General features: G+C 43.1%; 12 protein-coding genes, 3 tRNA genes, 1 rRNA gene and 1 other RNA gene (1 of these 17 running past the window's edge). 9 read left to right on the plus strand and 8 right to left on the minus strand.

Translation table 11 applies throughout. The features are described 5' to 3' along the window. Positions 1-4 precede the first annotated feature (4 nt). Positions 5-757: a response regulator transcription factor gene (locus tag DWW23_RS04870; RefSeq protein WP_122352157.1), complete on the minus strand. Its 753-nt coding sequence runs from the start codon at positions 755-757 to the stop codon at positions 5-7. Between the two features lie 89 nt (positions 758-846). On the opposite strand from DWW23_RS04870, the gene DWW23_RS04875 reads away from it, so the two are divergent. Then, a complete protein-coding gene (locus tag DWW23_RS04875) occupies positions 847-1,497 on the plus strand; it encodes a DUF1349 domain-containing protein (RefSeq protein WP_122352357.1) in 651 nt (216 codons plus the stop codon). Positions 1,498-1,594: 97 nt separating this feature from the next. Further along, positions 1,595-3,241, plus strand: a complete 1,647-nt coding sequence (locus DWW23_RS04880; protein WP_122352158.1) for a diphosphate--fructose-6-phosphate 1-phosphotransferase — start codon at positions 1,595-1,597, stop codon at positions 3,239-3,241. A gap of 69 nt (positions 3,242-3,310) precedes the next feature. On the opposite strand, the gene DWW23_RS04885 is transcribed toward DWW23_RS04880, so the two are convergent. The 4 genes from DWW23_RS04885 to DWW23_RS04900 are packed head-to-tail and all read right to left on the minus strand — an operon-like array spanning position 3,311 to position 5,110. Beyond that, positions 3,311-3,949, minus strand: a complete 639-nt coding sequence (locus tag DWW23_RS04885) for a hypothetical protein (RefSeq protein ID WP_122352159.1) — start codon at positions 3,947-3,949, stop codon at positions 3,311-3,313. A gap of 53 nt (positions 3,950-4,002) precedes the next feature. Continuing rightward, entirely contained in the window at positions 4,003-4,335 is a 333-nt protein-coding gene (locus DWW23_RS04890) for an NINE protein (protein WP_122352160.1), read from the minus strand. A 51-nt stretch (positions 4,336-4,386) separates the two neighbouring features. Continuing rightward, positions 4,387-4,758, minus strand: a complete 372-nt coding sequence (locus DWW23_RS04895; RefSeq protein ID WP_122352161.1) for a DUF2752 domain-containing protein — start codon at positions 4,756-4,758, stop codon at positions 4,387-4,389. 10 nt (positions 4,759-4,768) lie between these two features. Next, a complete protein-coding gene (locus DWW23_RS04900) occupies positions 4,769-5,110 on the minus strand; it encodes a TM2 domain-containing protein (RefSeq protein ID WP_122352162.1) in 342 nt (113 codons plus the stop codon). Between the two features lie 87 nt (positions 5,111-5,197). Between DWW23_RS04900 and DWW23_RS04905 the strand changes: the two genes are divergently transcribed. Continuing rightward, the gene (locus tag DWW23_RS04905; protein WP_122352163.1) at positions 5,198-5,800 is read left to right on the plus strand and encodes a riboflavin synthase; all 603 of its coding nucleotides are present in this window, start codon (positions 5,198-5,200) and stop codon (positions 5,798-5,800) included. A 65-nt stretch (positions 5,801-5,865) separates the two neighbouring features. On the opposite strand, the gene DWW23_RS04910 is transcribed toward DWW23_RS04905, so the two are convergent. The 3 genes from DWW23_RS04910 to rnpB form a co-directional block, all read right to left on the minus strand. Further along, positions 5,866-7,233, minus strand: coding sequence for an MATE family efflux transporter (locus DWW23_RS04910; RefSeq protein ID WP_122352164.1), 1,368 nt, complete (start codon positions 7,231-7,233; stop codon positions 5,866-5,868). Positions 7,234-7,243: 10 nt separating this feature from the next. After that, entirely contained in the window at positions 7,244-8,620 is a 1,377-nt protein-coding gene (locus DWW23_RS04915; RefSeq protein ID WP_122352165.1) for a YihY/virulence factor BrkB family protein, read from the minus strand. Between the two features lie 44 nt (positions 8,621-8,664). Further along, an RNA gene (rnpB, locus tag DWW23_RS04920) (RNase P RNA component class A) lies at positions 8,665-9,021 on the minus strand. A 495-nt stretch (positions 9,022-9,516) separates the two neighbouring features. On the opposite strand from rnpB, the gene DWW23_RS04925 reads away from it, so the two are divergent. From DWW23_RS04925 to DWW23_RS04955, 6 genes are all read left to right on the plus strand, one after another. Next, positions 9,517-11,094 (plus strand): Do family serine endopeptidase, encoded by a 1,578-nt coding sequence (locus DWW23_RS04925; protein WP_122352166.1) that lies wholly within the window; start codon positions 9,517-9,519, stop codon positions 11,092-11,094. Between the two features lie 143 nt (positions 11,095-11,237). After that, positions 11,238-12,098 carry an RNA polymerase sigma factor RpoD/SigA gene (locus tag DWW23_RS04935; protein WP_005641668.1) on the plus strand — a complete coding sequence of 287 codons (861 nt, stop codon included), beginning with the start codon at positions 11,238-11,240 and terminating at the stop codon, positions 12,096-12,098. A gap of 489 nt (positions 12,099-12,587) precedes the next feature. Further along, a 16S ribosomal RNA gene (locus tag DWW23_RS04940) occupies positions 12,588-14,114 on the plus strand. A 175-nt stretch (positions 14,115-14,289) separates the two neighbouring features. Continuing rightward, positions 14,290-14,363 (plus strand) — tRNA-Ile (locus tag DWW23_RS04945). A 55-nt stretch (positions 14,364-14,418) separates the two neighbouring features. Continuing rightward, positions 14,419-14,492, plus strand: a tRNA-Ala gene (locus tag DWW23_RS04950). A 15-nt stretch (positions 14,493-14,507) separates the two neighbouring features. Then, a tRNA-OTHER gene (locus tag DWW23_RS04955) sits at positions 14,508-14,547 on the plus strand (it continues 62 nt past the right edge of the window).

A 14,547-nucleotide genomic window follows, 5' to 3' on the forward strand; every position in this document is an offset into this window, starting at 1 on the left:
GCCATCAGATCAGTTTCAGCCCTTTGGCTATCCGGCATGCCTCGATGGAATTGCTTACGTGCAGCTTTTCCAGGATATTCTGCCGATGCCTGTTTACCGTATTTATGCTGATCGAGAGGGTGGAAGCAATCTCTTTGCTCATCATGCCCTGTTCTATTAGCTGTAGAATCTCTCTTTCTCTTACAGATAAAATATCGTTATAAGTCTGTTTCTGCAGTTCAAGGATTTGTCCGTCGGCGGAGTTGATAATGGCACTGTCTAAAGATGGATCGGCTGTCAGGTTGTAAAGACATAAAGACAACCGGATGCTGCCGTTGGATTGGCTGGCGATGTAGAACATTCTGTGTAGTACATGGATATATTTGTCGGTATTATCACGCATCCGGATATGACTGACAATATGATAGTCGGCACGTTCCTTTTCCGGAATACTTTTCAGAAAGTCCAGGAACCGGAGTTCCTGCAGATGTTTTTCCAGCAGGTCGTCGGGATGGATACGGCTGAATATCTCTTCTTCCCAGATCGAGTGGATCGTTTTGTTGGAGCCTCGTTCGGTCAGCCCCAGCTTTTCCGCCATTCCTCCGTAGTAGATATGGCTCGTGTTCGTTTTCATATCACTTAGTACTGCGATCGAATTTTCAATCTGTGCATATGTGGATGCGATCAGTTTACATTCATTGAGCCGGTTCGACAACTGTTGCTCTTCTGTGAATGTCTGTTTCAGTAATTCGTCGTTCAGTTTGTTTACGATATCCATATCTGACGGGTAGAATGGTTATTAATCAGTATTGCATGTTTATCGGTAAGCGTCTACCTTTGCAAAGGTAAATAAAATGTATGAAAATAATGAAGAAAATAATCTTAGGCGTATTCGCCTTACTGGCAATGGAAACAACATCGGCACAGACACTCGAAAAGATGCAGTGGTTCAACGAACCAGCACAATGGGAGATCAAGGACAAGACATTGTCTATGTTCGTCACCCCGCAAAGCGATTACTGGCGTATCTCTCATTATGGATTTACCGTCGATGATGCGCCTTTCTATTATGCGACTTATGGCGGCGAGTTTGAAGCCAAAGTGAAGATCACGGGCGATTATACGGAGCGTTTCGACCAGGCGGGACTGATGCTGCGTATAGACCATGAGAATTATATCAAGGCCGGTATCGAATTTGTAGACGGTAAATTCAATCTGAGCACGGTCGTTACCCATAAGACCAGCGACTGGAGTGTGATAACGCTGGATAAACCTGTCCCTTATATCTGGATCAAGGCAGTCAGACGGTTGGATGCCGTCGAAATATTCTACTCTTTCGATGACAAGACCTACACCATGATGCGAAATGCCTGGTTGCAGGATAATACGCCGGTAAAGGTCGGCTTTATGGGTGCTTGTCCTGATGGGAACGGTTTTAATGTAAAGTTCGAACATTTCCAGGTAAAGCATTTGCCTGATCTGCGCAGATTGGAGTGGCTGAAGAAAAATGCGGAATAAACCTCTGTGTACCTCTTTCACGATTAAAGAAAAAATTCTATATTTGCACCGCTTTTAGGAGTAAATCAGATAATTTCTATATAAATCAGATTAAGAAATGACAAAGAGCGCATTACAAATTGCAAGAGCAGCTTACCAGCCTAAGGTACCCGCTGCATTGAAAGGTGCTGTAAAAGCCGTTGACGGTGAGTATACACAATCAGTTGCCGATCAGGAAGAAATCAAAGAACTGTTCCCTAACACGTACGGGATGCCGATCGTTACTTTCGAAAAGAGCAGCGAAAAGAAAAATATGCCTGCTATCAATGTAGGTGTGATCCTGTCAGGTGGTCAGGCTCCTGGTGGTCATAACGTGATTGCCGGTATCTTCGACGGTGTAAAAGCTACAAACAAAGACTCTCGTCTGTATGGCTTTATCCTGGGTCCCGGTGGTCTGATCGATCACAAATATATGGAACTGACTGCTGATATTATCGATGAATATCGTAATACAGGTGGTTTCGATATGATCGGTTCAGGTCGTACTAAACTGGAAACAAAAGAACAGTTCGACAAAGGTCTTGAAATCCTGAAAGAACTGGGTATCTCTGCTCTGGTTATTATCGGTGGTGACGACTCAAATACAAATGCTTGCGTATTGGCTGAATATTACAAAGCTATCAACGCTGGTGTACAGGTTATCGGTTGCCCGAAGACGATCGACGGTGACTTGAAGAACGAACAAATTGAAACTTCTTTCGGTTTCGATACTGCTTGTAAAGTATATTCAGAAGTGATCGGTAACATCCAACGTGACTGTAACTCAGCTCAGAAATACTGGCACTTCATCAAATTGATGGGACGTTCAGCTTCTCACATCGCACTGGAATGTGCTTTGCAGACTCAGCCGAATGTGGCTATCGTTTCAGAAGAAGTAGAAGCTAAGAATATGTCTTTGGACGATATCGTAACTTATGTTGCTGAAATCGTAGCAAAACGTGCAGAAGCTGGTAACAACTTCGGTACTGTATTGATCCCTGAAGGTCTGATCGAATTCGTTCCGGCAATGAAACGTTTGATCGCCGAATTGAACGACTTCCTGGCTAAACACGATGCAGAATTCAAGATGATCAAGAAGAGCGAACAGCGTGCTTATATCATCAGCAAACTGACAAAAGAAAACTCTGACCTATATGCTTCTCTGCCGGAAGGCGTTGCACGTCAGCTGTCTTTGGATCGCGACCCGCACGGAAACGTTCAGGTTTCTCTGATCGAAACAGAAAAGTTGTTGTCTGAAATGGTAGGTAAGAAATTGGACGAATGGAAGAAAGCCGGTAAATATAACGGTAAGTTCTCTGCTTTGCACCACTTCTTTGGTTACGAAGGCCGTTGCGCTGCTCCGTCTAACTACGATGCTGACTACTGCTATTCTTTAGGTTACACTGCTTCTTGCCTGATCGCTGCCGGTAAGACTGGTTATATGTCATCTGTTCGTAATACGACTGCTCCTGCTGAAAAGTGGATCGCAGGTGGTATTCCTGTAACAATGATGATGAACATGGAAAAACGTCATGGCGAAATGAAACCGGTTATCCAGAAAGCTTTGGTGAAACTGGACGGTGCTCCTTTCAAGAAATTCGCTGCCAACCGCGACGAATGGGCGTTGACTACCAGCTACGTTTATCCGGGTCCGATCCAGTACTTCGGTCCGACGGAAGTTTGCGACGAACCGACTAAGACGTTGCAGTTGGAACAGGCTAAATAATTAGTTAGAAATATAGTCTATATAATAGAGGTAAGGCGTAGGCTTTACCTCTATTTTTTTAGGTAACGACTATATGCTGACATCAATTGAGTATTTGCTCAGCGGTTCTTCACCTGCTTGTTTCAGTATTCTGTTTGCCTTCTTGAGACAAATATCATTGAAGTCTTTTTCTATATAGATGAAATTGTGACGTACATACATGGAGTCTACCGGGACAATTTTCATCTTCTGAAGGTCAATGTCAATAATCTGTTTTTTTAAATTCTTTTTATTGATACTTCCGCAGGCATACTGTATAAATGCAGACAAAGCATTTAGTAAAATCTGAACGGTATCATGAGGCACTCTGCGATTATAAAATAAATGATGATAAAATGAAATTACCATGGAGCGTGTATTCTCATCGTAGCTATTTAGCAAAAACTGGTATTCCTGATAGTCGTCAAGCAAATCGTCGGCTAACTGGTTTTTATCGAACAAAAGATTTGTAGGAGCAATATTTATCCCGGTTACCTCTTCGAATTTATCAGCAATGAATTCTGCATCTTTATATGTTATATCAGTCTTTGTACAATCCTTTTTTATCTGGATGGAGTCGAAAAGTGAATATCCGGTCAACAGAGTATACATTAGCATCGCTCTGCCGCATATCGGATGATCCATCATTGATTTAGAAAGCTGATCAATCTGATTTTGTGTTGTTTTCATAATAGTTGTTTTATTAATATTAATACGGAGACAATGTACAAAATATAGTTGACTTATGATACTATTTTCATCAATATATTCATATTATGTCGTTTGGTTGCACCGGTGATCAGGAACCAGTCGACGATCCACCAAAGTCCCAGTCCGCCGCCGGTGAGAAGTTTGCCGATCCCTTTTCCGATATCGCCGAGCAGAAAACGGTCTAAGCCGATTGTTCCCAGGAAAATAGAGGCGAGAAGTATCTTGCCCGGACTTTTGAAAGGAGTTGTCGTGAGAAGGAATTCTTGTTCCGGAGTGAGATTAAGCAGGCGATTGATCGGAATCTCATATTCAGGGAATTTATGTTCATTGGCCAGAAGAAACTGGTCTACTTTTTCAGCTTCCATATATTAGTCGATTAATTAATGTTTTGCAAAGATAGTCATTTCTCTTGTCTTCTACAGCCCTTTATGGATATTCCATATCCAATTCAGGATCGTTAGTAAGACGATCGGTAGGAGAACGTATTTATTGGTAAGATGATGTTCCGATCTGTTTAACCAGTCCCGGAACTGACGGTTTTTCCGTATGAAGTCGGAAGCTAATCCGGTTATATAGAAAATAGCCAGTAAAGTGAACAGTAAACCATACGGATTGATCAGGACTGATGTGTAGATGTCTCCTTTCAGTAAGCTGGTTAAGGCGCGTCGTGTACCGCATGCCGGACAGGGATATCCGGTAATTGTGTGAAAGATACATGGGAATGACAATAATATATATCCCGCCATGATGACCAGGACGGGATATACATATTTATTTCTTATTTCCACGAGAATGGAATTAGAGCATTAGTATGTTTTGTAACTGTTCCAGGTTTTTCTTTTTAGTTGCGTCCATGATCAGAAACCAGTCGATAATCATCCATATTCCGCAACCACCCAGGGTAACAAGTTTGCCGACACCGAGTCCGACGTCGCCGATCAGGAAACGGTCTATTCCCAGTGATCCCAGAAAAATAGAGATGATCAGTATCGTTGTCGGGTCTTTGAAATCGCAGGTTTGTAAATAAATCAGCTTGGATTCATCTAAGGCTAACAAACGATCTCTGATAAAAGGCATCTGACTGGCAGGCAATTTGCTGCTGTTTGTCATGAGGAACATATCCACTTTTTGTGCGTCCATAATTTTATAGATTGATTTACTAACGACAAATATAGTGTTTTTTCGTATCTTTGAACCTGATAATATTAATTTAAACAACACAATACTATGTTCTCAGGAATTGTAGAAGAAGCTGCTCAGGTGGTTGCGTTGAACGCAGATCAGGGAAACCTGCATATCACAATGAAATGTTCATTTGTAAATGAGCTGAAAATTGATCAGAGTGTGGCACATAACGGCGTTTGCCTGACGGTGGTAAACCTGACCGACGATACGTATACGGTGACAGCCATTCAGGAAACATTGGACCGTTCCAATCTGGGATTATTGAAAGTGGGTGATCTGGTAAATCTTGAACGAAGCATGATGATGAACGGTCGCCTCGACGGCCATATCGTGCAGGGGCATGTGGATCAGACTGCCGTTTGTAAGAATGTACGCGAAGCGGATGGTAGTTGGTATTATACGTTTGAATATACGTTCGATAAGGCAATGGCGCAGCAGGGCTATATGACGGTGGAAAAAGGTTCCGTTTGTGTGAACGGCGTCAGTCTGACTGTTTGCAACTCGCAGCAAAATAGCTTTGAAGTGGCTATTATTCCTTATACGCACGATAATACGAACTTTTGCCGGATCGAAGAGGGAACGGTTGTCAATCTGGAATTTGATATCGTAGGCAAATACATCAGTAAGATGATGCAGTTCAAATGAAAGTTTTCCTCTCATAAGCCAAACAACGACCGAACGACCGGGCTTCGACCCGGCACGTTCGATCGTTATTTCACGACACATCTTTTCTTCCAGATATCCATCTTGTAATATATATAGGTAATGAGCAATCCGATAGCAATACTGATGCCAATTGCCCACCAGATACCTTGTCGTCCGTACCAGGCACTTAGCTGGTAAGCCAATGGTATGCGGATCAACCACAGGCAAAGCAGGCTGGTGACCATCGTGAAAATGGTATCGCCAGCACCACGAAGGGCTCCGTTGTATATGTTCAGGGCACCGTGGACGATAAAGAAACCTCCGATAATCAATAAATATTCTTTCCCGATAGCGATTACGGCCGGATCGCTGGTAAATGCACGCATCATCTCTTCTCCGAAAAAGTAAACGGCGGTAAAGGTGATTACGCTGAATATAACGTTGACCAGCATGGTAAACCGGAGCCCTTTGCGGACACGGTCGAAATGTCCGGCTCCGATATTTTGTCCGCAAAAGGCAGCTAAAGCTCCCGACAGGGTCAGGACGGCCTGTGTTATTATGGTATCTATTTTTCCGGCAGCGCCATAAGCTGTCAGTGTATCGGTGCCGAAACTGTTCACTATCCCGAGAAGTGCGATCAGGCCCAATGCGATTGCGCATTGCTGGACGCTGGTGGGTAGTCCGATTTTCAGTCCTTCTTTGAAGAGTGTCATATCAAACAGTAGATCCTGCTTTTTGATGGAGAGTAGGGGATGCGTATTGTTTACATATCCCAATGCGACACACATGCCGATTCCCTGTGCTATGACAGTTGCACGTGCCGCACCTTCAATTCCCCAGTCGAACCCTACGATGAAAAGTAAATCCAGTACGATATTCAATACTGTCGTAATGAAAATGAAGATCATAGGACGGACGGATTCACCTACGCCTCTCAATATGGAGATGATACTGTTGAATGTAACGAACAGGAAAGTTCCTCCGATATAAATCCTGAAATAAGCAACGGCACCAGGTATAACTTCCTCCGGCGTATTTGTCAGACGGAAGATCGGTTCTGCAAATATGATCCCGGCAATTGAAAGTGCAATGCCTGCCACCAGCATAAATATAAAGAAGGAGGAAAATGCCCGCTGTACTTTGTCATATTGTTTAGCTCCGAAGAATTGTGAAACGACCACTGATGTACCGCTTCCGACACCGATGACAAGTGAAATGATAAAGTAGTAAATAAAGAAGGATGCAGAAACGGCGGCTAAAGCCTCTTTTCCCAGAAACTGTCCGACAATGATACTGTCTGTGATATTATAGAGTTGCTGTAACAAGTTCCCGATAAGAAGCGGCAAAGCGAAACGTACGATCACTTTCCACACGGGACCATGTGTCAGGTCATTTTTGTTCCTGGGCGGAACTGTCAGCTCTTCATCCTCCATTTTCAATTGTTTAGAGATCTTTGAGAAGGATGTTGTCGTTCGCTTTGATCATATCTTCCCGGGTTTTTAGTAATGCATGCCATTCTTTGGTAAAAAGTTTGGAAGTATCTATCTTGAAATTTTCGGAACCGTATTCATCCATTTTGGTGAACAGGTAACCGACTGTTATTTTATTTATGTCGATAGCGGGTTGATAATAAACGACTCGTTCATCATCTCCGTAATTTACTTCTATAATGATACCTAGTTCGGTAAGCAAATAAAGAATATCTGTAGTAAGACGGATAGGGATGCGGTAGGCATCCGACAATTCGTCGGCCGTATATGGTTTTTCCCCGTTAACGAATCGTTTTATGATCAGGGAAGAGATAAGCAAAGTCAGGAAGTCCTTATATCTGCGGCTGATGTTTTTACTGTCGCGTTCAAAGCTGAACTTTTTTACATTCTGTGAGGCATACGACAGTTCGGCCCCGAAAAGACATATCAACCAAGATAATTGTAACCATAGTAATAATAAAGGTAAGGCGGCGAAACTACCGTAAATGGCATTGTACTTACTTACCCAGATTTGTCCGGTAATGTAAATGAACTGGAAGAACTGGAAAGCACAACCTGCGATTATACCTGCGATCAATCCGTTGATGAACCTGACTTTTGTGTTGGGAAGAGACAGGTATAAACCGGTAAAAGCCATGATCGTAATAATATAAGGTACTACATTCAGAGCAAGTTCAACCAGTGGGGTGAAAAACAGGTAATTGCTCAGGAATGAATTTTGCAAGGTAGAAGCAAAGATGGAAAGTCCGCTGGAAGCTGTCATCAGTACCGGTAATATAAGGAACAAAGCCAGGTAGTCGGATATTTTTCTATACCAGGGTCGTGACTTTTTTATTTGCCAGATATCGTTAAAGGTATCTTCAATGGAAGAGATCAGGTTGATGACCGTATAAAACAGCAAGACAAGACCGATTCCGATAATAACACCGCCTTGTGCCTGTGCCAGGTAATTCTCTACATACTGGAAAGCCTTGTTGAGTTCGTTTTCGTGTCCGGGAAAGTAATAGAGCAACTCTTTCCGGACGGTTGCCTGAAATCCGAACCCCTTGGCAATACCTACTAATACAGCTAATAAAGGAACAATGGCTAGAAATGTGCTGTAGGTAAGGGCTGATGCTTTGGTTTGCAAATTCTCACTGTTGAATCCGCGTACAGCAAGTATGATTGTCTTGATCGTGTTGATATAAAGCTCTTTCAGGCCGCTTACTTCATTCTCTGTAATTCTCCAGATGTCGTAAGTTACAAAACGAATGGTTCTTGTCAGCAAGGCGTTGATCCGTTCTATCAGAGGTTTTTTATCACCAGTCTTTTTATCCGTCTTCTTCTTCATGCTGTGATTTGTAAGGGCAAAAGGTGTTTGCCGGATGAATAAAAAAATGCAGCCTGCCTGTAAGCCGGGTCCTGTGCTCCAACCGGAGTCGGAGTGTCTGCCATTTATCTTGTCTTACCGTCACCGGCAAGCTTTAGCGGTCTACCCCCCGGCATCGGACGAGCAATCCTACATACGCCGGTATACATGACCTTACAACCCATAAGATGTACGGCATCCTGTATTGCTACAGGATCCGGTGAGCTCTTACCTCACCTTTTCACCCTTACCGGACGGATCCGGCGGTTATTCTCTGTTACATTACTCAGCCCTTGCGGACTGCTTCCCGTTAAGAAGTATGGTGCTCTGTGTTGCCCGGACTTTCCTCACATCCGAAGATGAGCGACAGACCGGCAGGCTGCAATGCGACAAAGATAGGTATTTTAGTTGACAGTTGACGGTTGACGGTTGACAATTTTGGGTAAAGATAAGGGCAGGGTGTTTATCTGTTTGTCTTTGGGTTACTTACCGAATAAGGGCTGGTTTACTTAGTAAGTAGTAGAGATGTCTGCTTATCGAGTTGGCGAAGAGTTACTTAATAAGTGGATCAAAGGTTACTTGATAAGTAAAGGAAACTCTTTCTTTAATCTGTCAACTGTCACTTGTCAACTGTCAACTTAGTTGAACTTTCTGCCGTTCTTACTGTTATATTACTGAAAGCATGACCATTTGGCAGGGGAATGATTGTTAAAAAGGTACTTTGCAATGCACAGTACTGTTAAGCGCAGTTAACCCCGGATAATTCGCCGTTAAAAGTGATAAAAAATCAAGGCTAAATGGAATAATCGCACGTTTTTTGAGTTTTCTTTGTCGAAAGAAAAGTGTTAAATTTAAATGTTTGATAAAATAAAAAGAGTATGAGAAAGATGTGGAAAAATGTGCTTGGTTTTGTTCTCGTAGCTGCGATCAGTACGGGTGCGGCAGTTGGGACGAGTGCTTATTTGATGAATAAAAATCAATCAGTATATAATGCCTCGAACTCGACTGCGGCGAATACTTTTAATCAGCCTTATCGGTTGACGGGTATGAATGCAGTTGCTGCAGAGAATACCGATTTTACTACTGCTGCGGAGAGTACTGTGCACGGAGTTGTACATATCAAGGCAACAACGAATGCTAAACAATCTGCAGATGGCGGAGGCCAGCAGCAGTATATGGATCCTTTTGAGTACTTCTTTGGATTCGGGGGCCGTGGAGGTTTCCAGCGTCCTCAGCCGCAACCTCGTGTAGGAGCTGGTTCAGGAGTCATTATTTCTACTGATGGATATATAATCACTAATAACCATGTGATTGATGGTGCTGATGAATTGGAAGTAACGTTGAATGATAACCGTAAATTCTCAGCGAAGTTGATCGGAACCGATCCTACAACAGATATTGCATTGATTAAAGTAGATGCAAAAGATCTTCCGACTATTCCGTTCGGAGATTCTGAGAAACTGAAAGTAGGAGAGTGGGTTCTGGCTGTAGGTAACCCTTTCAATCTGACATCGACTGTAACTGCCGGTATCGTTAGTGCAAAAGGACGCGGTATCTCTATGGGAGGCGATAGAAGTAAAATCGAATCGTTCATCCAGACAGATGCAGCAGTAAACCCTGGTAACAGTGGTGGTGCTTTGGTGAATACGAAAGGTGAACTGGTTGGTATCAATACAGCTATCTATTCTGAAACAGGAAACTTTGCCGGATATTCATTTGCAGTGCCTATCAGTATTGCTGGTAAAGTGGCTAGCGATTTGAAACAGTATGGAACTGTTCAGCGTGCAATCCTCGGTGTATTGATGATGAGTGTGGGTGATATTGCCGATCAGCTGAGTTATCCGAATCTGGATAGTAAATTGAAAGAAGAACTGACCGAATTGAAATCGAAGATTAAAGTTTCTGAAGGAGCTTGTGTTTCAGATTTTGCTGAAAGAAGTTCTGCTAAGGAAGCCGGAATCGAGAAGGGTGACGTGATCATTGCTGTTAATGGAGCTAAGATTAAAAATGCTAATGCATTGCAGGAACAGATCAGCAAATATCGCCCGGGTGATAAAGTTCAGATCACTGTAGACCGTAATGGTAGCAGTAAGACATTTAATGTAGAACTTCGTAATGCACAAGGTAGTACATCTGTAGTGAAGAGCGCAGGTGATAACAGTGCAGATGTTCTTGGAGCCGCTTTTAAAGCGTTGACGGATAAACAAAAACGTGAACTTGGTGTAAGTTATGGTATTGAAGTAACAGGATTGTTGAAAGGTAAATTGAAAGATGCCGGAATCCAGAAAGGCTTTGTTATCATGATTGTCAATGACCAGAAGATCTCTACACCCGAACAACTGGAAAAGTTGGTAGATAAGGTCTTGAAAGGAAATGCAGACGATCGTTACATCGTAGTGAAAGGTTTCTATCCGAACGGACGTACAAAAGTATATGCTATTGATCTAGCCGAATAATAAAATAAAGTTATATTCGTCTTATTTGGCGGGAAGATTGTTAAAGGTTTATAATTGGTCGGGTGTAGGGTGCACTCGACCAATTTTGTCAATAAAAATAATATTATCTTTGCACCCTGATATTTCTCAATTAAAAACATTGGATGAGACAGTTAAAGATCACAAAGTCCATTACCAATCGCGAAAGTGCTTCGCTTGATAAGTATCTTCAGGAAATAGGCCGTGAAGATCTTATTACAGTGGAAGAGGAAGTAGAATTGGCACAGGCAATTAAAAGAGGCGACCGGAGAGCATTGGAGAAATTAACCAGAGCTAACCTGCGTTTCGTCGTTTCTGTAGCTAAGCAATATCAAAACCAGGGATTAAGTTTACCTGACCTTATTAACGAAGGTAACCTGGGGTTGATTAAAGCGGCTGAGAAATTTGATGAAACCAGAGGGTTTAAGTTCATTTCGTATGCTGTATGGTGGATTCGTCAGTCTATTTTGCAGGCTTTGGCAGAACAGTCGAGAATTGTTCGTCTTCCGTTGAATCAGGTAGGTTCGCTGAATAAGATCAGTAAAGCCTTCTCTAAATTTGAACAGGAAAATGAACGTAGACCTTCTCCCGAAGAATTGGCAGACGAACTGGATATTCCTGTAGATAAAATTTCAGATACTCTAAAGGTGTCCGGAAGGCATATCTCTGTGGATGCACCGTTTGTTGAAGGCGAAGACAACAGTCTTTTGGACGTGCTTGTGAACGACGACGCTCCTATCGCTGACCGATCGTTGATGAACGAGTCATTGGCAAAAGAAATTGACCGAGCACTTGCTACACTAACCGAAAGAGAATGTGAAATAATCAAAATGTTTTTCGGTATTGGCTGTCAAGAAATGACATTGGAAGAGATTGGCGACAAATTTGGCCTCACTAGAGAGCGCGTCCGCCAGATCAAGGAAAAAGCAATCAGAAGATTAAGACAAGGAACACGTAGCAAGCTCCTCAAATCGTATTTAGGTTGACCTCGGGTAAAACCAAAGAGGTAAACAAAGCTCCATATCCAGAAGGATACGGGGCTTTTGTTTTTTTGTACATAATATATAGGGAATAATTGTTATCTCGAATAAGCGTGAAGTTTATGAATATTTTTTTTTGATATCTAATAGTCAGTCCTTCAGAATTATAGTGTGATGATAACGTTATTATCTAAAAAATAGTTTCTAAAAAGTTTGGAGCGTATGTTTTATAGCACTACTTTTGCATCCGCATTCGAGAGAGAATGGCAGAGCAAAACATGATGAAAAAAACTTTTAGAAAAACTTTCCAAAACATTTGGAAGTGTAGAATAAAAGTCTTTATCTTTGCATCCACGTTCGCTAAAAATCTGGCGAGTGTAACAGAAAGAGTTCTTTGAAAGATTTACATATCAACAAGTAGTACAAGTATTAAAAATTAATACCGTCAAAAACTTGAAATAAACAACGGATTCTGAGCAAGACAAAACAATTTATACAACGAAGAGTTTGATCCTGGCTCAGGATGAACGCTAGCGACAGGCTTAACACATGCAAGTCGAGGGGCAGCGAGGGGTAGCAATACTCTGTCGGCGACCGGCGCACGGGTGAGTAACGCGTATGCAACCTACCTATCAGAGGGGAATAACCCGGCGAAAGTCGGACTAATACCGCATAAAACAGGGGTCCCGCATGGGGATATTTGTTAAAGATTTATCGCTGATAGATGGGCATGCGTTCCATTAGATAGTTGGTGAGGTAACGGCTCACCAAGTCTACGATGGATAGGGGTTCTGAGAGGAAGGTCCCCCACACTGGTACTGAGACACGGACCAGACTCCTACGGGAGGCAGCAGTGAGGAATATTGGTCAATGGGCGAGAGCCTGAACCAGCCAAGTCGCGTGAAGGATGAAGGATCTATGGTTCGTAAACTTCTTTTATAGGGGAATAAAGTGCAGGACGTGTCCTGTTTTGTATGTACCCTATGAATAAGGATCGGCTAACTCCGTGCCAGCAGCCGCGGTAATACGGAGGATCCGAGCGTTATCCGGATTTATTGGGTTTAAAGGGTGCGTAGGTGGTTTTTTAAGTCAGCGGTGAAAGTTTGTGGCTCAACCATAAAATTGCCGTTGAAACTGGAAGACTTGAGTATGTTTGAGGTAGGCGGAATGCGTGGTGTAGCGGTGAAATGCATAGATATCACGCAGAACTCCAATTGCGAAGGCAGCTTACTAAACCATAACTGACACTGAAGCACGAAAGCGTGGGGATCAAACAGGATTAGATACCCTGGTAGTCCACGCAGTAAACGATGATTACTAGCTGTTTGCGATAGACAGTAAGCGGCACAGCGAAAGCGTTAAGTAATCCACCTGGGGAGTACGCCGGCAACGGTGAAACTCAAAGGAATTGACGGGGGCCCGCACAAGCGGAGGAACATGTGGTTTAATTCGATGATACGCGAGGAACCTTACCCGGGTTTGAACGTAAGTTGACCGGAGTGGAAACACTCTTTCTAGCAATAGCAATTTACGAGGTGCTGCATGGTTGTCGTCAGCTCGTGCCGTGAGGTGTCGGCTTAAGTGCCATAACGAGCGCAACCCTTATCTTTAGTTACTAACAGGTCATGCTGAGGACTCTAAAGAGACTGCCAGCGTAAGCTGTGAGGAAGGTGGGGATGACGTCAAATCAGCACGGCCCTTACATCCGGGGCGACACACGTGTTACAATGGCATGGACAAAGGGCAGCTACCTGGCGACAGGATGCTAATCTCTAAACCATGTCTCAGTTCGGATCGAAGTCTGCAACCCGACTTCGTGAAGCTGGATTCGCTAGTAATCGCGCATCAGCCATGGCGCGGTGAATACGTTCCCGGGCCTTGTACACACCGCCCGTCAAGCCATGGGAGTTGGGGGTACCTAAAGTCCGTAACCGCAAGGATCGGCCTAGGGTAAAACCGATGACTGGGGCTAAGTCGTAACAAGGTAGCCGTACCGGAAGGTGCGGCTGGAACACCTCCTTTCTGGAGCGAAGAGTCCGATCAATTGAAAATGGAAAATTGACAATTGAAAATTATAACAAGTCAGGTATTGATTGACTTGTACTACGGTTGAATATGTATAAAATATAGATCTACCGACAATAAAACGTCGGTAAGAGAGAAAAATGATGCTGAGGGAAACCAAGGCAAAGTTGACAGTCCTATAGCTCAGTTGGTTAGAGCGCTACACTGATAATGTAGAGGTCGGCAGTTCAACTCTGCCTGGGACTACGAAAGAGTTGACAGTTGACAAGTGAAAGTTGACAGTTAACAGAATCTCTAAAACGGGGGATTAGCTCAGCTGGCTAGAGCATCTGCCTTGCACGCAGAGGGTCAACGGTTCGAATCCGTTATTCTCCACTCAAGATTGAAACAGAGAAATTATTCTTGAATTAATTTTCAACTTTCAATTATA

The organism is Parabacteroides sp. AF14-59, from assembly GCF_003479515.1.
GTDB lineage: Bacteria > Bacteroidota > Bacteroidia > Bacteroidales > Tannerellaceae > Parabacteroides > Parabacteroides faecis.